Source organism: Pseudonocardia petroleophila, from assembly GCF_014235185.1.
Classification (GTDB): Bacteria; Actinomycetota; Actinomycetes; order Mycobacteriales; family Pseudonocardiaceae; genus Pseudonocardia; species Pseudonocardia petroleophila.
The window spans coordinates 1,027,034-1,046,102 of record NZ_CP060131.1 but is presented as its reverse complement, the minus strand read 5'-3'; the positions used below and the strand labels follow the sequence as shown (position 1 = coordinate 1,046,102).

At 72.6% G+C, this 19,069-nt stretch carries 19 protein-coding genes; 11 read left to right on the top strand and 8 right to left on the bottom strand.

Annotated elements, in window-relative coordinates; all coding sequences use genetic code 11:
- The first annotated feature begins 8 nt into the window (after window positions 1-8).
- The 6 genes from H6H00_RS05170 (at window position 9) to H6H00_RS05145 (ending at window position 6,984) form a co-directional block, all read left to right on the top strand.
- Window positions 9-1,070, top strand: coding sequence for an FAD-binding oxidoreductase (locus tag H6H00_RS05170; RefSeq protein ID WP_185720208.1), 1,062 nt, complete (start codon window positions 9-11; stop codon window positions 1,068-1,070).
- The gene (locus tag H6H00_RS05165; RefSeq protein WP_185720207.1) at window positions 1,067-2,254 is read left to right on the top strand and encodes an aromatic/alkene monooxygenase hydroxylase subunit beta; all 1,188 of its coding nucleotides are present in this window, start codon (window positions 1,067-1,069) and stop codon (window positions 2,252-2,254) included. The genes H6H00_RS05170 and H6H00_RS05165 overlap by 4 nt, the downstream gene beginning before the upstream one ends.
- Window positions 2,251-2,625, top strand: coding sequence for a propane 2-monooxygenase effector subunit MimD (gene mimD / locus H6H00_RS05160; protein WP_185720206.1), 375 nt, complete (start codon window positions 2,251-2,253; stop codon window positions 2,623-2,625). The genes H6H00_RS05165 and mimD overlap by 4 nt, the downstream gene beginning before the upstream one ends.
- A gap of 126 nt (window positions 2,626-2,751) precedes the next feature.
- On the top strand, window positions 2,752-4,437 hold the full coding sequence (gene groL / locus H6H00_RS05155; RefSeq protein ID WP_185720205.1) for a chaperonin GroEL: 1,686 nt from the start codon (window positions 2,752-2,754) through the stop codon (window positions 4,435-4,437).
- Window positions 4,438-5,556: an amidohydrolase family protein gene (locus H6H00_RS05150; RefSeq protein WP_185720204.1), complete on the top strand. Its 1,119-nt coding sequence runs from the start codon at window positions 4,438-4,440 to the stop codon at window positions 5,554-5,556. It abuts the gene before it with no gap.
- A 63-nt stretch (window positions 5,557-5,619) separates the two neighbouring features.
- On the top strand, window positions 5,620-6,984 hold the full coding sequence (locus H6H00_RS05145) for an MFS transporter (RefSeq protein ID WP_255425583.1): 1,365 nt from the start codon (window positions 5,620-5,622) through the stop codon (window positions 6,982-6,984).
- Between the two features lie 76 nt (window positions 6,985-7,060).
- Here the strand turns inward: H6H00_RS05145 and H6H00_RS05140 are convergent, their stop codons facing one another.
- Genes H6H00_RS05140 through H6H00_RS05115 form a run of 6 tightly spaced genes read right to left on the bottom strand, consistent with a single transcriptional unit; the run spans window position 7,061 to window position 12,539 of the window.
- On the bottom strand, window positions 7,061-8,086 hold the full coding sequence (locus H6H00_RS05140) for a gamma-glutamylcyclotransferase family protein (protein WP_185720203.1): 1,026 nt from the start codon (window positions 8,084-8,086) through the stop codon (window positions 7,061-7,063).
- A complete protein-coding gene (locus H6H00_RS05135; RefSeq protein ID WP_255425582.1) occupies window positions 8,083-8,985 on the bottom strand; it encodes a metal ABC transporter permease in 903 nt (300 codons plus the stop codon). Before H6H00_RS05135 ends, H6H00_RS05140 begins: the two co-directional genes overlap by 4 nt.
- A complete protein-coding gene (locus tag H6H00_RS05130) occupies window positions 8,978-10,153 on the bottom strand; it encodes a metal ABC transporter permease (protein ID WP_221775800.1) in 1,176 nt (391 codons plus the stop codon). Before H6H00_RS05130 ends, H6H00_RS05135 begins: the two co-directional genes overlap by 8 nt.
- Before the next feature lies 1 nt (window position 10,154).
- Window positions 10,155-10,901 carry a metal ABC transporter ATP-binding protein gene (locus H6H00_RS05125; RefSeq protein ID WP_255425581.1) on the bottom strand — a complete coding sequence of 249 codons (747 nt, stop codon included), beginning with the start codon at window positions 10,899-10,901 and terminating at the stop codon, window positions 10,155-10,157.
- 7 nt (window positions 10,902-10,908) lie between these two features.
- A complete protein-coding gene (locus H6H00_RS05120; RefSeq protein ID WP_185720201.1) occupies window positions 10,909-11,850 on the bottom strand; it encodes a metal ABC transporter solute-binding protein, Zn/Mn family in 942 nt (313 codons plus the stop codon).
- Entirely contained in the window at window positions 11,847-12,539 is a 693-nt protein-coding gene (locus H6H00_RS05115) for a metal-dependent transcriptional regulator (RefSeq protein WP_185720200.1), read from the bottom strand. Before H6H00_RS05115 ends, H6H00_RS05120 begins: the two co-directional genes overlap by 4 nt.
- A gap of 101 nt (window positions 12,540-12,640) precedes the next feature.
- Between H6H00_RS05115 and mtnA the strand changes: the two genes are divergently transcribed.
- The 4 genes from mtnA to H6H00_RS05095 are packed head-to-tail and all read left to right on the top strand — an operon-like array spanning window position 12,641 to window position 16,358.
- The gene (gene mtnA / locus H6H00_RS05110; protein ID WP_185722173.1) at window positions 12,641-13,585 is read left to right on the top strand and encodes an S-methyl-5-thioribose-1-phosphate isomerase; all 945 of its coding nucleotides are present in this window, start codon (window positions 12,641-12,643) and stop codon (window positions 13,583-13,585) included.
- The gene (locus H6H00_RS05105; RefSeq protein ID WP_255425580.1) at window positions 13,582-14,742 is read left to right on the top strand and encodes an MFS transporter; all 1,161 of its coding nucleotides are present in this window, start codon (window positions 13,582-13,584) and stop codon (window positions 14,740-14,742) included. Before mtnA ends, H6H00_RS05105 begins: the two co-directional genes overlap by 4 nt.
- Window positions 14,727-15,362 (top strand): DUF47 domain-containing protein, encoded by a 636-nt coding sequence (locus H6H00_RS05100; protein ID WP_185720199.1) that lies wholly within the window; start codon window positions 14,727-14,729, stop codon window positions 15,360-15,362. Before H6H00_RS05105 ends, H6H00_RS05100 begins: the two co-directional genes overlap by 16 nt.
- Complete coding sequence (locus H6H00_RS05095) at window positions 15,363-16,358, top strand: inorganic phosphate transporter (RefSeq protein ID WP_185720198.1); 996 nt, start codon at window positions 15,363-15,365, stop codon at window positions 16,356-16,358.
- 65 nt (window positions 16,359-16,423) lie between these two features.
- Here H6H00_RS05095 and H6H00_RS05090 read toward each other — a convergent pair whose 3' ends face one another.
- Window positions 16,424-17,050 carry an MBL fold metallo-hydrolase gene (locus H6H00_RS05090; protein ID WP_185720197.1) on the bottom strand — a complete coding sequence of 209 codons (627 nt, stop codon included), beginning with the start codon at window positions 17,048-17,050 and terminating at the stop codon, window positions 16,424-16,426.
- Window positions 17,050-18,135: an S-(hydroxymethyl)mycothiol dehydrogenase gene (locus H6H00_RS05085; protein ID WP_185720196.1), complete on the bottom strand. Its 1,086-nt coding sequence runs from the start codon at window positions 18,133-18,135 to the stop codon at window positions 17,050-17,052. The genes H6H00_RS05090 and H6H00_RS05085 overlap by 1 nt, the downstream gene beginning before the upstream one ends.
- Before the next feature lie 70 nt (window positions 18,136-18,205).
- On the opposite strand from H6H00_RS05085, the gene H6H00_RS05080 reads away from it, so the two are divergent.
- Window positions 18,206-18,964, top strand: coding sequence for an enoyl-CoA hydratase/isomerase family protein (locus H6H00_RS05080; RefSeq protein ID WP_185720195.1), 759 nt, complete (start codon window positions 18,206-18,208; stop codon window positions 18,962-18,964).
- Window positions 18,965-19,069 lie beyond the last annotated feature (105 nt).

Here is a 19,069-nt window from a genome sequence, read left to right as displayed (position 1 = left end):
GACAGCTAATGGGTGAGAAGCACATCGTCAGGTTCGAGCCGGTGGGCATCGAGATCGAGGTCGACGAGGATCAGAACATTCTCCGCGCCGCAGCCGAGAACGGCGTGCAGCTCATGCACGGCTGCAAAGAGGGTCAGTGCGCGGCGTGCAAGTCGTTCGTCCTCGAGGGCGACATGGACGACATCGAACTCGACAAGTACTCCACGTTCGCGTTGCCGGACTCCGAACGTGAGGAGGGGCAGACCCTCCTCTGCCGGGCGCACGCGTACTCGGACCTGGTGATCGAGCTCCTCCAGTACGACGAGGAGATCATCCGGTCGGGGCTGCCGCTGAAGAAGGGCGTGGCCGAGGTCGTCTCGAACGAGTCGGTCACCCACGACATGCGACACCTCGTCCTCAAGTTGATCGAGCCAGAAGAGATCAAGTTCTTTCCCGGCCAGTACCTGGACATCACGGTACCCGGCACGGACGAGAGCCGCTCGTTCTCGATGGCGAACGTCCCGGGCCGCGAAGGCGTGTTCGAGTTCGTCATCAAGGTCTACCCCGATGGGCTGTTCTCGGAGTTCCTCGACCAGAAGGTGCAGATCGGTGACCGGCTCGATGTGGAGGGCCCCTTCGGGACCTTCACGCTTCGGGAGAGTCGGACCTCGCCGATCATCTTCGTGGGCGGTGGAGCCGGGATGGCGCCGGTGCTGGGCCTGCTGCGCTCGATGGCGGAACGCGGGACGGACCGCAAGCCGATCTTCTACTACGGAGGCCGGCAGTCGCGGGACCTGTGTTTCGAGAAGGAACTCCGGGAGCTGGAGGAGAAGATCCCCGGCTTCCGGTACGTCCCGGCGCTCTCCGAGCCAGCCGGTGACGACGAGTGGGACGGCGAGGTCGGGCTCATCACCGATGTCGTCGAACGGCTCGAGCCCGATCTGAAGGGTCGGGACGCGTACGTGTGCGGGCCTCCGCCGATGGTGGATGCGGCGCTGGCGAAGCTCACGGCACTCGGTGTACTCGAGGCGAACATCTTCTACGACAAGTTCACCACCACCGGTGAACCGGAAGGCGAGGACAGCCCATGACCACTGCTCAACGTCCCGAACGCAGTGTCCCGAAGCCACAGTTCACGGATGCGGAGGCAGGCGCGCAGGAGTTCCCGGACTCCGGTGCGAGCGCACGTCGGTACAACTACTACAAGCCGGCGAAGCGTAAGCAGACCCACTACGAGGACGTCACGGTCGACGTCCAGCCCGACCCCCGCCACTACCTCGCCCAGGGGTGGATCTACGGCTTCGCCGACGGCAGCCGCGGATACCCGCTGACCTGGACGAAGCTCAAGGCCTGGGGCGTCGACAAGCCCGAGCCGGAGAACGGCGTCGGCACCGGCAACAACCACGTCGAGGAGTGGCCCGCCCACGGCTGGCACGAGTTCCGGGATCCCAACGAGGAATGGGAGATGACGTTCTACCGCTACAACGCGAACGTCGTCCGCCAGACCACCCAGAACGTCGAGAACGCCCGTCAGGCGAAGGCCTTCGACAACTGGACCGCGAACTGGAAGACCTTCGTCGAGCGCAACGTCGGCGCGTGGATGCACATCGAGCACATCCTCGGCCTGTACGTCTTCGCCGCGATCAACCGGTCCTGCCCCACCAACATGCACAACACGGCGATGGTCGTGAACAGCATGCACAAGATCCGTTTCGCGCAGGACCTGGCGCTGTACAACCTCACGCTCTCCGAGGAGATCGAGGGCTTCGACGGCACCGCGCACCTCGACGCGTGGAACAACGACGCCGAGTGGCAGGGCGTCCGCAAGGTCGTCGAGGCACTCACGGCCGTCGACGACGACTGGGGCGAGATGGCCTTCGCCACCAACGTAGTCTTCGAGCCCCTGATCGGCGAGCTGTTCCGCAGCAACCTGGTCCAGCAGGCCGCGGCCGGCAACGGCGACTTCGTGACCCCGACCGTCATCGGCGCGGGCGAGTACGACTACTCGCAGCGTGACCTGCGCTGGACGCAGGCGTGCTTCGGCCCGCTGACGCAGGACAAGGAGTTCGCGGCCTACAACAAGGAGCTCATGCAGGGCTGGCTGTCCCACTGGGTTCCGCTCTGCCTCGAGGCCGCTCGCGCGCTGCAGCCCCTGTGGAGCCAGCCCGACGCCAAGCCCCCGCGTTTCGAGGACGCACTCGACCGGGCCAAGAGCCGCTTCGCCGGCATCGTGACCGAACTCGGACTGGAGCCCCCGAAGGAGCTGTCGCAGTGACTGGTTTCAAGACCGCTGAGAGCCCGTTCAAGGCGAACAACACCGCCAGCAACATGGCCGGCGTGACGCTGATGAACAACCAGGTCGGCGTGGTCGTCGCGGACGTCATGAACAAGCAGGAGAACGTGACCATCACGCACCTGCCCTCCATGATCCGCGTGGACTGCGTGGGCCGGATGGACTTCGTCTACGACGAGATCTCCGAGGCACTGGGCGAGGAGGAGGGCTTCTACGACGCCTCCGAGTTCGAGGAGAACATGTCCACGCACTACGGCAAGATGATCCACATGGATGACCGGACCGTGATGTTCGGGAATCTGGAGGAGGCCGCCGAGTTCATCGGCGACATGCTGCCTCCCGAGGTGAAGTAGCACCTCTCGGCTCACTGTTCCCGGGTCGCCGTTCGCGCACGCCGGTGCGGACGGCGGCCCGGGCCGCTGTTCTTTTCCTCTCGCATCACCCGCGCACATGTTGAGAAACGTCTCCAGGAGGGCCCCGTGGCCAAGGAACTCAAGTTCGGACAGGAAGCCCGCGATCTGCTCAAGGCGGGCGTGGACCAACTCGCCGAGGCCGTCAAGTCCACCCTGGGCCCGAAGGGCCGCAACGTCGTCCTCGAGAAGATCACCGGCACGCCGGAGGTCACGAACGACGGTGTGACCATCGCACGGGAGATCTACCTCAAGGACCCGTTCGAGAACATGGGGGCGCAGATCCTCAAGGAAGCCGCCATCAAGACGAACGACATCGTCGGTGACGGCACCACCACGGCCACGGTGATGGCGCAGGCCATCGTCCGCGAGGGCATGAAGGCGATCCAGGCCGGCGGCAACCCGGTGCTGGTCAAGCGCGGCATCGACATCGCGGTCGGCGCGATCGTCGCGCACCTGTCCACCGTGGCCCACCAGGTCGACAGCCTGGAGCACCTCTCCCGCGTCGCGGCCATCTCCGCCAACGACGACGAGTCGATCGGCCGTGTGGTGGCGCAGACGCTGCACACCGTCGGCGACGACGGCGTGATCTCGGTCGACGACGGCCCGGTCCTCGGTCTCTCGGTCAACTTCGTCGAGGACTTCGAGTTCGACAACGGGTACGTCTCCCCGTACCTCGTCACCGACCCCGGGTCGATGATGGCGATCCTCGACGACGCCTACATCCTGATGAGCGCCGAGAAGATCACCGACGTGCGGTCGCTGATGCCGGTGCTCGAGAAGATCATGCGCGACCCGAGGCCCCTCGTGATCATCGCCGAGAAGGTTGAGGGCTCCGCCCTGCAGATGCTGGTGCACAACCACGTCAACGGGCACCTCAAGGTCACCGCGATCCAGGCGCCCGGCTTCGGTGAGAAGCGCGTGCACATGCTGGAGGACATCGCGGCGCTATGCGGCGGCAAGGTGCACTCGAAGGCGTCGTCGTTCTCACTGGAGCAGATGACCGCCGAGCACCTCGGCCGGGCCTCACAGGTCCGCGCCACCAACGAGCACACCGCGATCATCGGCGGGCAGGGCGCCAAGGAGTCCGTCGAGCGCCGGCTCTCGCAGCTGCGCGCCGAGATGAACCGCGCCAGCATCGGCACCGACGAGGACTGGCTCAACGACCGCATCGCGCGGCTGTCGGGCAAGGCCGCGATCATCTCCGTCGGTGCGCCGACGAACGCGGAGCTCAAGGAGATCCGGCACCGCGTCGACGACTCGCTGCAGGCCACCCGCGCCGCCATGGCCGAGGGCATCGTCGCGGGCGGTGGGTCGGCGCTGCTGCACTCCGAGCCCGCGCTCGACGCGCTCGACGTGTCCGGCGACTACCGGATCGGCGTCGAGATCGTCCGGGCCGCGCTCACCGAGCCGGTGCACCTCATCTCCACCAACGCCGGGTACGACGGCAACGACACCGTCAAGCAGGTGTCCGCGCTCGGCGTCGACGAGGGCTTCGACGCCCTCGAGGGCCGCTTCGGCAACATGATCGAGATGGGCATCATCGACCCGCTGCGGGTCGTGCGCTCCGCGCTGCAGAACGGCGCGTCCGTCGCCGGTCTGATCCTCACCACGAACTCGCTCGTGGCCGAGGAGCAGACGCCGTGGAACAAGGCCCTGATGACCGAGTACGGCCCCCTCGACGACGGCATCCCGCAGCCCTCGCCGGACTCCAGCACGCCGCAGTCGCTCGGGCTCGGCCCGCAGGTGGGGTAGATGTACGACGTCGACGGCGAGACCTACCTCGTGGTCGACGCGCAGGTCCACGCCTGGGACGCGAGTCCGCACAACCAGGCGGGGCCTGCAGGTGAAGTGTTCGCCGCCGACCTCCTGCGGCGGCACCGGGAGCTGGACGGCTCCGCGGTGCCGCTGCCGGAGGTCGAGCGCGTCACCGAGGACGGGCTGCGGCGGGACGTCTTCGCCGGCGGCCACGTCGACCGGGCGGTGCTGCAACCCGTCGTCCTCGGTGACCTGTTCGTCCTCGGGTTCTCGCCCGTGGCCTGGCACGCGGAGCTGGCCGCGCGGATGCCCGGCCGGTTCGTGCTCAGCGGCGAGCTCGACCCGGACGCCGGCCAGCCCGGCGCACGGGGGATCGCCGCGAAGGTGCGCCGCTGGGACATGCGCGGGCTGACGTTCTGCGAGTCCCGGCGCCCGGGTGGGCGCATGGAGCTGCGGGAGACCTGGCTGCGGCGGGCACTGGCGCGCTGCGCGGCGTCCGGGGCGGGCGTGGTGCACCTGGGTGTCGCACCGTCGGCCGGGCCCGCGCCGTGGCGCCGCTGGCGGGCGGCGGCCGGCCAGCGGGTCCACGGCACCGCTCCGCGGCTGCCGAGCTGGGCCGAGCCGGTGCGCTCGGGATCGGCGCTGCCGGTGCGCACGCGGCCGGTGCAGCGCGTGGCGTCGGCGGGGTTCGACGTCGCCCACTTCCGGGAGCTGGCCACCGCGCTGCCGCGCACGTCGTTCGTGCTCGGGGCCGGGTGCCTGCCCGCCGACGAGCTGTGCCGCCTGGCCCGGCTGTCCAACGTGCACGTCCTTCTCACCGAGATCCTGCCGTGGATCTCCGCCACCGACGCGCGTGCGGAGTTCGGGCGCGCGTTCGGGGAGCTGCTGCTCGCGTTCGGGCCGGAGCGCCTGCTGTTCGGCAGCGGCTACCCGCTCGTGCGCCCGGGCCGGCTGGTGGAGCAGCTGGCCGAGTACCGCTTCCCGGACGAGCTGCGCGGCCGCTACCGCGACCTCGACCTCGACGCCCGGCGGGCGATCCTCGGGGGCAACGCGGCCCGGCTCTACGGCATCGAGGGCGGGCGGCTGGCGCCGGCGATCGTGGCCCGGCGCGGATAGCCAGCGGTTGCAGACCTGCGCGGGCGCTCCTAGCGTGGTCGGCCAATCGGGGGAGGCTCCACCATGACCACATCGGACATGCCCGAGATGTCCAAGTCGGACACCTTCGCGGCGACAGAGGTCGACGAACCCACGGTGCGCAAGGCCGTCGGGGCGGCGGCGATGGGCAACCTGGTCGAGTGGTTCGACTACGGCATCTACAGCTACGTCGTCGCCTACATCACGCTCAACCTGATCCCGGGCGGTGACACCGAGAACGCCGGTCCGTTCTTCGCCCTCGCCATCTTCGCCGTGGCGTACCTCGTACGCCCGTTCGGCGGGATCATCCTGGGCCCGCTCGGCGACCGGATCGGCCGCAAGAAGGTCCTGGCGCTGACGATCATCGTCATGTCGGGGGCCAGCTTCCTGATCGGCCTGCTGCCCACGTACGCGATGGTCGGCATCGCGGCGCCGATCATGCTCATCCTGCTGCGCATCGTGCAGGGCTTCGCCACCGGCGGCGAGTACGGCGGCGCCGCGGCGTTCATCGCCGAGTACGCCCCGGACAAGCGCCGCGGCTTCTACTGCAGCTTCCTCGAGCTGGGCACGACCGGCGGGTTCGTCCTGGCGGCCGGCATGGTGACGCTGCTGCAGGTGTCGCTGTCCGAGGCCGACATGAACTCCTGGGGCTGGCGCGTCCCGTTCCTGATCGCCGGTCCGCTCGGCCTGGTCGGGCTGTACCTGCGGAGCAAGCTCGAGGACACCCCGGCGTTCCTGGCCCTGGAGGAGAAGGCCCAGGTCTCGGAGTCGCCGCTCAAGGACGTGCTCACCAAGCACTGGCGCCCGATCCTCGTCTGCGTCGGCCTGGTGCTGTTCTACAACGTCGCGGTCTACACGATCCTCTTCTACATGCCGACGTACCTGGAGTCGACGACCGGGCTGGAGCCCACGCCGGCGCTGCTCTACATCCTCGGCATGATGCTGCTGATCATGATCGTGATCATCCCGGTCGGTGCGCTGTCCGACCGGATCGGCCGCAAGCCGCTGATCCTCGGGTCCTGCATCGGGTTCATCGTGCTGTCCTACCCCGCGTTCCTCATGCTCGACTCGGGCACGGCACTGGGCACCGTCGGCGGGCTGGTCGTGCTGGGGCTGCTGCTCGTGCTCCTGCTGGGCACGATGTCGGCCACCCTGCCCGCGCTGTTCGACACCGACGTCCGCTACGGCGGGTTCTCCATCGGCTACAACATCTCGACGTCGGTCTTCGGCGGCACGGCGCCCGCGATCCTGGCGCTGCTGGTGGCGGGCACGGGCAACAACGCGAGCCCGGGCATCTACGTCGCCGTGGCGTCGCTGATCTCGCTGGGGGCGGTGCTGCTGGTGAAGGAGAGCGCCGGGCAGCCGCTGCCCGGCTCGGGGGCGTCGCTGATCCGGGAGAAGGTCGGCTGATCCCGGTCGCGCACACGCCGCGGGGCCCGCACGCAGGTCAGAACCTGTGTGCGGGCCCCGCGGTCCGTGCGGGGGGTCAGCCGGCGGCGGGGGTCCAGCCCGGCCGGAACCCGTCGACGGGTGCGCGCCAGGCGTAGGCCCAGCCCACGGTGCCGTCGGTGGTGACCGTGCGGATCCGCTGGTACTCGGGGCCCTCGTAGGCGTCCATCGCGGGGAACGCGGCGACCGGGTCGCGCAGCGCGATCAGCGTGCCCGGGACGGCGCCGACGGAGTCGGGGAGCCAGGCGGGATAGCCGCGTCCGGTGTCGAGCACGGACCCCGCGACCGTGGCGTGCCGGTGCCCGCCCGCGGCGTAGGGCTCCACGTAGTGCCACGAGACCTGCCCCGGCTGCAGCAGGCCGTAGGCGAACAGCTCCGTCGGCCACTCGTCGGGATGCGGCGCGCCGACGGCGGTGGGGGCGTCGAGCCCGTCGGGGCCGGGTTCGCCGACCAGGTCGACGGCGGCGGCCTGCGGGGTGGAGACGCACCGCACGGGCTCGCCGCCGACGTGCAGCGGGGCCCGGGCGGGGGAGTGCCCGACGTAGACCCACGGCTCGTCGATCCGGGCGCCGTCCTCGGTGTGCACGGTGCCGGTGCGCAGGCGGGCGAGGCGGAAGCGCTCGTCGCGGCCCTCGCAGCGGTCGAGCACCGCGACCTGCTCGGGCGTGGCGAACCAGACCGCGTGCTCCTCCTCGATGCCGGGGGCGGCGGCGAGGGTCGCGGGCCGCTGACCGTCGCGGGCACGGAGCCCGGCCGCCCACACCGCGGTCACCCCGGACGTGCGGGCGCGCAGCACGACGACGGGGTCCGCGCCCAGGCCCATCTCGGCCCGCAGCCAGCTGATCTTGCCGGGGGAGCGGTTGGAGCCGTAGGCCAGCACCGGGACCCGTCCCGCGGCCGGGGCGGCCCCGCGGGCGGCGAGCCAGTCGTCGAGCGGGACGTCGTCGACCCGCGACGGGCCGGGCGTCAGCTCGTGGGAGGCCCCGTCGACGTGGACGAACGACGCGGGCGGGACCGTGCCGGGGTAGGGGGTGTCGGGGAAGTCGGCGTCGGGCCAGATCACGGGGCCGACGCTACGCCGGCTCTGCGGCGCAGGCGCCGGGTGAGCAGGCCGTGCTTCGGGGACAGCAGCAGGGCGAGCACGAAGCAGGCCGCGCAGACCAGGCCCATCGCGCCGGCGATCGAGCTGTCGTAGGCGATGGCGAGGCTGTGCCCGGCGATCGCGCCCACCCACCCGACGCCGACGGCCAGCGCCACCATCACGACCAACCGGTCGGTGAGCAGGTACGCCGTGGCCGCGGGGACGATCAGCATCGTGACGACGAGGATCGCGCCCACCGCCTCGAACGCCGAGACCGCCGTGACGGCGACGGCGACGAGCAGCAGCCGCGAGAGCAGCTGCGGCCGCAGCCGGACCGTCGCCCCGAAGGCCGGGTCGAACGTGGTGGCCTTGAGCTCCTTCCACAGCAGGGTCACCAGCAGCAGGTTGAGCACCACGACCACGGCGAGCGTGACGCCGGCCCGCGCGACGCCGACCCCGCCGCCGAGGTCGATGGCGTCGAACGGGACGAACGCGATCTCGCCGTAGATCGTGGAGTCGAGGTCGAGGTGGATGCCGTCGGCGAAGCGGGTGACGCCCAGGACGCCCAGGGAGAACAGGGCGGGGAACACCAGCGCGATCGCCGCGTCGGACGCCATGAGCCCGCTGGCGCGCAGCGCGTCGATGCCCAGGACGCAGAGCACCGCGAACGCCGCCGCCCCGACGACGACCGGGAGCGGCGCGCGCGTCTGCCAGACCAGCCAGACGGCGACGATCCCGGGCAGCACGGCGTGGCTGACGGCGTCGGAGAGCAGGGCGATCCGGCGCAGCACGAGGAACGGGCCGAGCAGCCCGCAGGCGGTGGCGACCAGCCCGGCCACCACGATGATCACGATGCTGTCGCCGAGCACGGCGTCACCCACGGCGGCCTCCGGCGCTCAGCAGGCGCAGCTGCGCGACGGCGTCGTCGCCGAGGCTGCCGCGCAGGTCGGTGGGGTCGGGTTCGCGGGCGTCGGGCAGGTCGACGAGCGCGCCGTGCTCCAGCCACGCCGACCACAGCGCCCGGCGGTCGGCCAGCTCGTCGGCGGCGCGGTGCCCGGCGGGGGTGAGGCCGTGGTCGTCGAGCAGCCCGGAGCGGCGCAGGGAGGCGCGGGCCATGCGGTCGCCGACCGAGCGCATCGGGGCACCCGGCGAGACGAGCACGGCGTCGCGGAGCACCCGGCGGCGGCGGTTCGCCAGCCGGGAGGCCCGCCACAGCACCCCGCGGCCCGGCGCCAGCAGCACCGCCGCCACGGCGATCGAGAACCCGACCAGCACGATCACCGGCCCGGTCGGCAGCGCGGCGCGGGTGGCCAGCAGCGACCCGGTGATCCCGACGACCGCGCCGACGACCCCGGCGAGCGGCAGCACGTAGGTGAAGCGGTCGGCGAGCTGGCGGGCCACGACGGTCGGCACGACGAGCATCGCCACCATGAGGATCGCCCCGACCACCCGGACGCCGATGACGACGGCGACGACCAGCAGCCCCGTCATCAGGACCTCCAGCGCCCGCACCGGCAGGCCGATCGACCCGGCGTAGGAGGAGTCGAACAGGGTGGTGGTGAGCGCGCGGCGCAGCGCCCCGACGACCAGCAGCGCGACGCCGCCGAGCACCGCCATCACCACGACGTCGGACGCGAGCAGGCCCGCGGCCTGGCCGAACAGGTAGTTCTCCAGGCCGGCCTGGTCGGCGTCGGCGGTGCTCGCGATGTGGGTCAGCAGGACGACACCGAGGGAGAAGAAGCCCGACAGCACCACGCCGATCGCGGTGTCGGGCTTGATCCGCCCGGTGCGCTCGATGCCGACCATGAGCAGCGCCGCGACCAGCCCGGCCACCGCCGCCCCGACGAGCAGGCCGGGCACGTCCTTCACCCCGGCGACGAGGAACGCCACGCAGACGCCCGGCAGCGTGGAGTGCGCCACCGCGTCCCCGACGAGGCTGCGCTGCCGCAGCACCGCGAACGTGCCGAGGACGCCGCTGGTGAGGCCGAGCACGAGCGCGCCGAGGACCACGACCGTGTCGGTGTAGGGGAGCGCCGCGAGGGGGAACACCTCAGCCCGCCCAGGCCACGGCCTCGTCGGGCACGCCGTACGCGCTGCGCACGGCGCTCGACGTCAGCACCTCGGCGGTGGGGCCGCAGCCCAGCGCGCGGACGTTGAGCAGCAGCGTCCAGTCGAACGCGGCGCGCACCTGCGCCATGTCGTGGTGCACGACGATCACCGAGCCGCCGTCGTCGCGGATGCCGCCGAGCAGCGCCAGCAGGTCGGACTGGGTGCGGGCGTCGATCCCGGCGAACGGCTCGTCCATGACGAGCACGGGCGCCTGCTGGGCCAGCGCGCGGGCGAGGAACACGCGCTGGCGCTGCCCGCCCGACAGCTGCCCGATCTGCCGCTTCCCGTAGGCCGCCATCCCGACGCGCTCCAGGCACTGCGCGGCGATCGCCCGGTCGGCGCGGCCGACGCGGCGGAACCAGCCCGTGGCGCGGTAGCGGCCCATCGCGACGACCTCGTCGACGGTGATGGGGAAGTCCCAGTCGACGGACTCGCGCTGCGGCACGTAGGCGACGCGGTCGAGCGCGGTCCGCCCCTCCGCGCCGTCGATCAGCACCCGGCCCGCGTCGGTGGGCACGAGCCCGAGCGCGGCCTTGAGCAGCGTCGACTTGCCGGCGCCGTTGGGGCCGACGATCGCGCCGAGCCGACCGGCCGGGAAGTGGGCGTCGACCTCCCAGAGCACCGGGGCCGACCGGTAGGAGACCGTCAGGGAACGGATCTCCAGGGCGTGGGTCGTGCGTGCGGGCATGAACATCTCAGCTTCCCTGCGTCTCGGTGAGGCCGTCGGCGATCAGGTCGGCGTTGGCGCGGAGCATGCCGACGTAGGTGCCCTGGGGTGTGCCGGGCTCCCCGGCGGCGTCGGTGTAGAGCTCGCCGCCGACGGTGACGGCCGCGCCGCGCCGGCCCGCCGCTGCGATCAGGGCGTCGATGGTCTGGCGGGGCACGCTGGACTCGACGAACACCGCGGGCACGCCGCGGGCGGCGATCAGCTCGGCGACGCGCTCGACGTCGGCGGTGGTGGCCTCCGCGGCGGTGGAGATGCCCTGGATGCCGGCCACCTCCAGGCCGTAGCGGCGGCCGAAGTACTCGAACGCGTCGTGCGAGGTGACCAGCAGTCGCCGCTCGGGCGCGATCTCGGCCATCCGCGCGGCGACGTAGGCGTCGAGCTCGGTGAGCTCGGCGAGGTAGGTGTCCAGGCGCGTCGCGTAGGCGTCGGCGCGGGCCGGGTCGCGCTCGGACAGCGTCGCGGCGATCGTGCGGCTGACCTGCTCCCAGAGCCCGACGTCGAACCACACGTGCGGGTCGTACTCCTCGTTCGCGCCGGGGGCGGGGGCGAGCAGGTCGGTGCGCGGGATGTCGTCGGTGACGGCCTGCGTGGGCTGGCGGGCGGCGAGCTCGTCGAGCAGCTCGGCCATCCGGCCCTCCAGCTGCAGCCCGCCGTAGAAGATCACGTCGGCCTGGCGGAGCGTCTGCACGTCGCCGGCGCTGGCGCGGTAGAGGTGCGGGTCGACCCCGGGGCCCATCAGCCCGGTGACCTCGACGTCCGCGCCGCCGATCCGCTCGACGGTGTCGGTGATGAAGTTGGTGGTGGTGGTGACGCGGACCGGGCGGTCGCCGATCGGCTCGTCGCCGGACGCGGCGGTGGACGTGCAGCCGGTGAGCACGACGAGCGCGAGCGCCGCGAGGACCCTCCTCATGCCACGACCCGCCCGTGCACGAGGTGGGTCAGCGGCTCGCCCAGCGCGTGGTCGGCGGCCCCGACGCGGACCCAGAGGGGGCCGCCGAAGGGCTGGCGCTCGGTCACGTCGAGCCGGACGCCGGGCTGGATGCCGAGGCCGGCCAGGTAGCGCAGGGCGGCGCTGTCGCGGTCGTAGACGCGCTCGACGTCGAACGTCGAGCCGTCGGGTGCGGCGTCGAGCCGCACGCCCCAGCCCTCGTCGAGGCCGCCGGCACCGCGCGGGATCGGGTCGCCGTGCGGGTCGCGCTCCGGGCGGCCGAGGTGGCGGTCGATGCGGTCGACCAGGCGGTCGGACACCGCGTGCTCCAGCGCGTCGGCCTCGGAGTGCACCTCGTCCCACGGCACGCCCAGCTCCTGGGCGAGGAACGCCTCCAGCAGCCGGTGGCGGCGCACGACGTCGCGGGCGTGCGCGGCGCCGTGCTCGGTGAGGGCGGCGAGGTGGCCGTCGGTGCGGCGCAGCAGCCCGGCCGCGGTGAGCCGCTTGAGCATGATCGACACGGTGGGCGGGCTCACGTGCAGCTCGTCGGCGAGCGCCGACGTGCTGACCGGCTCGCTGCGACCGCTGCGCACGAACACGGTGCGCAGCGTGTCCTCCACCGCGGACGTGTGCGGCATCCGGCAGCAGTCGGGCACTCGATCGCCGATCATTAGTCTCCTCTAATTCCGCTCGTGCAGTGAGGCTAACCGAGTTCGTACTGCATCCCAACGGAGATGTGTGTCCCAACTTGCGACATAGGGTCCGGTTCGTGCTGCCGAGGACGATCGACTGGGACGGCGACGGCATCGTGCTCGTCGACCAGACCGCGCTCCCCGAGATCCGGACGACCGTCGTCACCGACGTCGACGCGCTGGTCGACGCCGTCCGACGGCTGGTGGTGCGCGGGGCGCCCGCGCTCGGCGTGGCGGGGGCGCTCGGGGTGGCGCTCGCCGCCCGCACGCTCGACGGCGCCGCCCTGGACGCCGCGTGCGACCGCATCGCCGCCGCCCGGCCGACCGCGGTGAACCTCGCCGTCGGGGTCGGGCGGGCCCGTGCCGCGCTGCCCGGCGGGCCGGCCGCCGCCCTCGCCGCCGCGTTGGAGCTGCGCGACGAGGACGTCGCCGCCTGCCACGCGATCGGGGAGCGGGGCGCCGACCTGCTCGCGGAGCTGTGCGGCGAGGGCCCGCTCCGGCTGCACACCCACTGCAACGCCGGGGCGCTGGCCTGCGTCGAGTGGGGCACGGCACTGGGTGTGGTGCGCTCGCTGCACGCGCGCGGGCGGGTCCGGCACGTCGTCGCCGACGAGACGCGGCCGCTGCTGCAGGGATCGCGGATCACCGCGCTGGAGCTCGCCGTGATCGGCGTGGAGCACCACGTCGTCGTCGACGGGGCGGGGGCGTCGGTGATCGCGCGCGGGCTCGTCGACGCCGTGGTGGTGGGGGCCGACCGGATCGCCGCGAACGGCGACGTCGCCAACAAGATCGGGACGTACCCGCTCGCGCTCGCCGCTGCCCGCGCCCGGATCCCGTTCCTCGTGGCCGCACCGGAGAGCACGGTCGACCCCGCCACCCCTGACGGCCGGCACATCGAGATCGAGGAGCGCGACCCCCGCGAGGTCTGCGAGGGCCCGGCCTGGAACCCCGCGTTCGACGTGACGCCCGCCGACCTCGTCACCGCGGTGGTGACCGAGCGCCGGGTCTGGCGACCCGCCCCGTGAGGTCGTGGCCGTTCCGGCTCATGCTCGTCGCGACCGTCCTGGGGTTCGGCGGCTACGCGCTGCTGCTGCCGGTGGTGCCGCTGTGGGCGTCGGGGGCGGGGGAGCTGGCCGCCGGGGCCACGACCGGTGCGCTGATGCTCACGACGATCCTCACCCAGCTCGCCGTGCCGTGGCTGGTGGCGCGGTGGGGCTACCGGTCGGTGCTCGCCGTCGGGCTGCTGATGCTCGGGGCGCCGACGCCGCTGCTCGCGCTCTCGTCCGCGATCGGGCCGGTGCTCGCGGTGTCGGCGGCGCGCGGCGTCGGGTTCGGGCTGCTGACGGTCGTGGGCAGCGCGCTGGTGGCCGAGCTCGTCGCGCCCGCGGAGCACGGGCGGGCCGCGGCGCGCTACGGCGTCGCCATCGGGGTGCCGCAGCTCGCGCTGCTGCCCGCGGGGGTGGCGGTCGTCGACGTCGCCGGGTTCACCGGGGTGTTCGTCGCGGCCGGGGTGGCGCCGCTGCTCGGGCTCGTCGCGCTGCCGTGGCTGCGGGTGCCCGACCACGCGGCCCGGGGGCGCGGGACCGGCGACCCCGGGGAGCGCCGGCCCCGGCTCGCGCGCGGGGCCGCGGCGCCGCTCGTCGCGATGCTGGCCTGCTCGGTGGCCCAGGGCGGGCTCGTCACGTTCCTGCCGCTGGCCGTGCCGGGGGCGGCGGGGCTCGTGGCGGCGGCCCTGCTGGTGACCGCGGCCGGGGCCCTGGTCGGGCGCACGGCGGCCGGGCGGCTGGTGGACCGGCACGGCATGGGCGGGCGGTTGCTGCGGCCCGGCGTGGCGCTGGCCGCGGTGGGGATGGCGGTCGAGGTGCTCGCGCTGGGCGGGCCCGGGCCGCTGGTCGTCGTGGGGGCGGGGATCGTCGGTGTCGGCTTCGGCCTGGTGCAGAACGACGCCCTCACCACGCTGTTCGCCGCGTCGGGCCCGACCGGGTACGGCTCGGCGAGCGCGGCCTGGAACATCGCCTACGACGCGGGGACCGGGATCGGCGCCGTCGGGCTGGGGGCGGTCGCGGACCCGTTCGGCTTCCGCGCCGCGTTCGGCCTCTCGGCGGTCGTGCTGCTCGCCGTGGGCGCGCCGTGGGTGCGCCGATCGGTGCAGGGTAGAAAGTCCCGGTGGCTTTCCGGTTAACGCCCCATGAACGAGGCTTCTACCCGCTGTTCACCCGGGCGGCGGAGACGATCGTCGCCGCGGCCGACGACCTGGCCGAGCTCGTGGCCGCGGAGCCGTCCGGCCGTCCCGCGCTCGCGCAGCGGGTGAAGGACGCCGAGCACGCGGGCGACACGGTGACCCACGAGATCATGGTCAAGCTCAACTCGACGTTCGTGACGCCGTTCGACCGCGAGGACATCTACCGCCTCGCGTCCTCCCTCGACGACGTCCTCGACTTCATCGAGGAGGCCGCCGACCGGATCGTGCTGTACCGGCTCGGGACGCTGCCCGGCGGCGTCGCCGAGCAGGTCGAGGTGCTGCGCCGCGCGGCCGCGGCCACCGCGGACGCGATGCCGCGGCTGGAGAAGATGGCGGAGCTCCAGGAGTACTGGATCCACGTCAACTCCCTGGAGGACGAGGCCGACACCGTCTACCGACGGCTCCTCGGCGACCTGCTGGCCCCGCCCGACGGCGCCCCGCCCGCCGACGTGCTGACGGTGCTCAAGGTCAAGGAGGTCGTCGAGACGCTCGAGGAGGCGGCCGACGCGTTCGAGACGGTGGCCAACACCGTCGAGAGCATCGCCGTCAAGGAGGCCTGAGTGGAGCTCGCCGCGGTCGTCGTGGTGATCGTCGTGGCTCTCGGGTTCGACTACACGAACGGCTTCCACGACGCCGCGAACGCGATCGCGACGTCGGTGTCGACGCGCGCGCTCGCCCCGCGCACCGCGCTGATCATGGCCGCGGTGATGAACATGGTCGGGGCCTTCCTCGGCACCGAGGTCGCGTCCACGGTCGGCAGCGGGATCATCGAGGCGCCGCAGGGCATCTCCGGGCTGGTCGTGGTGCTCGCCGCGCTGATCGGGGCGATCGCCTGGAACCTCGTGACGTGGTGGTTCGGGCTGCCGTCGTCGTCGTCGCACGCGCTGATCGGCGGGCTCGTCGGGGCGGCGCTGGCCGCGGCGGGCACGGTGCAGTGGACGGGGGTGGTCGAGAAGGTCGTCATCCCGATGGTGCTCTCGCCGATCGTCGGCTTCGTGCTGGCCGGGGCCGTGATGCTGGCGATCCTGTGGATCTTCCGCAACGGCCGCCCGCGCCGCCTCTCCCGCGGCTTCCGCTACGCCCAGACCGTGTCGGCCGCCGCGATGGCGCTGGGCCACGGGCTGCAGGACGCGCAGAAGACGATGGGCGTGATCGTGCTCGCGCTCGTCATCGGCGGCTACCACCAGGGGTTCGAGGTCCCGTGGTGGGTCGTCGTGCTCTCGGCGGGCGCGCTGTCGGCCGGGACGTACGCGGGCGGCTGGCGGATCATGCGGACGCTGGGGCGGCGGATCATCGACCTCGACCCGCCGCGGGGGTTCGCCGCCGAGGCCACGGCGTCCGCGGTGCTCTACACGACCGCGTTCGTGTTCGCGGCCCCCATCTCCACGACCCAGACGATCACCTCGTCGATCCTCGGGGTCGGGGCCACCAAGCGGCTCTCGGCCGTGCGGTGGGGCGTGGCGGGCAACATCGCCATCGCCTGGGTGCTGACGATCCCCATGGCCGGGCTCTCGGCGGCGCTGGCGTTCTGGATCATCCACCCGTTCGTGGGCTGACCAGGCCCCACGCGCCCGGCCGCCACCGCGCACCCGCAGGTGGAGCCGGGCCCCGGCACCGCCCGTCAGGCGCCCTTCGCGATCCACTCCTCCAGGTGCGGGGCCTCGTCGCCGATGCTGGTGGCGTCGCCGTGACCGGTGCGCACGGTGGTGGCGCCGGGCAACGTGAGCAGCGTCGTCCGGATCGACTCGATGATCGTGTCGAAGCTCGAGTACGAGCGCCCCGTGGCACCGGGCCCGCCCTGGAACAGGGTGTCGCCGGAGAACACGGTGCCCAGCTCCGCGGAGTACAGGCACGACGAGCCGGGGGAGTGGCCCGGGGTCTGCAGCACCCGCAGCTCGACGCCGCCCGCGGTGAGGACCTGGCCGTCGGCCAGCTCGCCGTCGGGCCTGCGGTCCGGCCAGGTCATGTCCCACAGGACCGACTCGGCCGGGTTGAGCAGGATCGGGGCGGAGAACCGGTCGGCCAGCGCCGGGGCCTGGTTGACGTGGTCGTCGTGGGCGTGGGTGCAGACGACGGCCTTCACCGTGCGCCCGTTCACCGCGGCGACGATCGCCTCGACGTCGTGCGCGGCGTCGATGACGAACACCTCGTTCTCGTCACCGACGATCCACACGTTGTTGTCGACGTCCCAGGTGCCGCCGTCGAGCGAGAACGTGCCGGACGTGACCAGGTGGTCGATCGGGGCCATCAGAAGACCACGACCGAGCGCAGGACGTCGCCCTTGTGCATCTTCTCGAACGCCGCCTCGACGCCGTCGAGCGCGATCGTCTCGCTGACGAACTTCTCCAGCGGCAGCCGGCCCTGCAGGTGCAGGTCGACGAGCATCGGGAAGTCGCGGCTGGGCAGGCAGTCGCCGTACCAGGAGGACTTGGTGGAGCCGCCGCGGCCGAACACGTCGATCAGCGGGAGCTCCAGCACCATGTCCGGCGTCGGGACGCCGACCAGGACGGCGGTGCCGGCGAGGTCGCGGGCGTAGAAGGCCTGCTTGAAGGTCTCCGGCCGGCCCACCGCGTCGACGACGACGTCGGCGCCGTTGCCGTCGGTGAGCGCCTGCACGGCCTCCACGACGTCCTGCTGCTTGGCGTTGATGGTGTGGGTCGCGCCGAAGCCCTTGGCCCACTCCAGCTTCCGGTCGTCGGTGTCGATCGCGATGATCGTCGCCGCCCCGGCGAGCTGCGCTCCGGCGATGGCCGCGTCACCGACGCCGCCGCAGCCGATGACGGCGATCGACTGGCCGCGGCCGATGCCGCCGGTGTTGATGGCCGCCCCGATGCCGGCCATGACGCCGCAGCCCAGCAGGCCCGCGACCTCGGGCTTCACGGCCGGGTTGACCTTCGTGCACTGCCCGGCGTGGACGAGGGTCTTCTCGACGAACGCGCCGATGCCCAGCGCGGCGGAGAGCTCCTGGCCCGACTCCAGCGTCATCTTCTGGGCGGCGTTGTGGGTGGAGAAGCAGTACCAGGGCTCGCCGCGGCGACACGCCCGGCAGGTGCCGTCGACCGCGCGCCAGTTGAGGATCACGAAGTCACCCGGCGCGACGTCGGTGACGCCCTCGCCGACGGACTCCACGACGCCCGCGGCCTCGTGGCCGAGCAGGAACGGGAACTCGTCGTTGATCCCGCCCTCGCGGTAGTGCAGGTCGGTGTGGCAGACGCCGCAGGCCTGGACCTGGACGACCGCCTCGCCGGGTCCGGGATCGGGGATGACGATCGTCTCGACGGAGACGGGCTCGCCCTTCTTCATGGCGACGACCCCGCGCACGTTCTGCGGCATGGCAACTCCTCTGTCGGTCTCGGCTCATGCGGAGCCTGCCATGTGATCGCTGCGGGTACCGTCCCGGTTCGTGATCGAACTCGAGCGCGACGGCGACGTGGCCGTCCTCCGCCTGTCCCACGGACCGGTCAACGCCCTGGACCCCGAGCTGTGCGACGCGGTCGCAGCGCAGGTCCGGGCACTCGTCACGGATCCGGTGCGCGCCGTCGTGCTCACCGGATCGGGGCGGGCGTTCTCCGCGGGCGCCGACCTGCGGCGGCTGGTGACCGACGGCGAGGCCTACGCGCGGCGGTTCGTCCCGGCGCTGGACGGGCTGTTCCGCAGCGTGTTCGAGCTGGGCAAGCCGGTGGTGGCGGCGGTCAACGGGCACGCGATCGCCGGCGGGGCCGTGCTGGCCGCGGCCGCCGACGTCGTGCTGATGGCCGACGGCCCGGCCCGCATCGGGCTCCCGGAGCTCGTGGTGGGCGTGCCGCTGCCCCGGGTCGCGGTCGAGGTCGTCCGGTACGCGGTGGGTGACCAGGTGGCCCGGAGGCTGATCACCGGCGCGGACACCCACCTCCCCGCCGACGCGCGGGCGATGGGCCTGGTCGACGAGGTGCTGCCCGCCGACGACCTGCTGCCCGCCGCGCTCGACCGCGCCCGCGACCTGGCGTCGAGGATCCCGGCCGACACGTTCGCGTTCACCAAGGCCCAGCTGCGCCGCGAGGCGCTGCAGCGGATGGACGGGGCCGCCGAGGAGGCCGAGGCGACCCTCGCGCTGTGGATCCGCCGCGGCTCCGACGGCTGGACGGCGGCCTACCTGGAGTCGGTCACCCGGAAGCGGGGCTGACCGCGCGGGCGGTGAGCACGGCGACGACCGTGCGCCCTGGCTGCGGGTGCTGCGCCGCGTGTCGGGAAACTCCAATGCCCACCGCGCGGACCCGACCAGGATGGC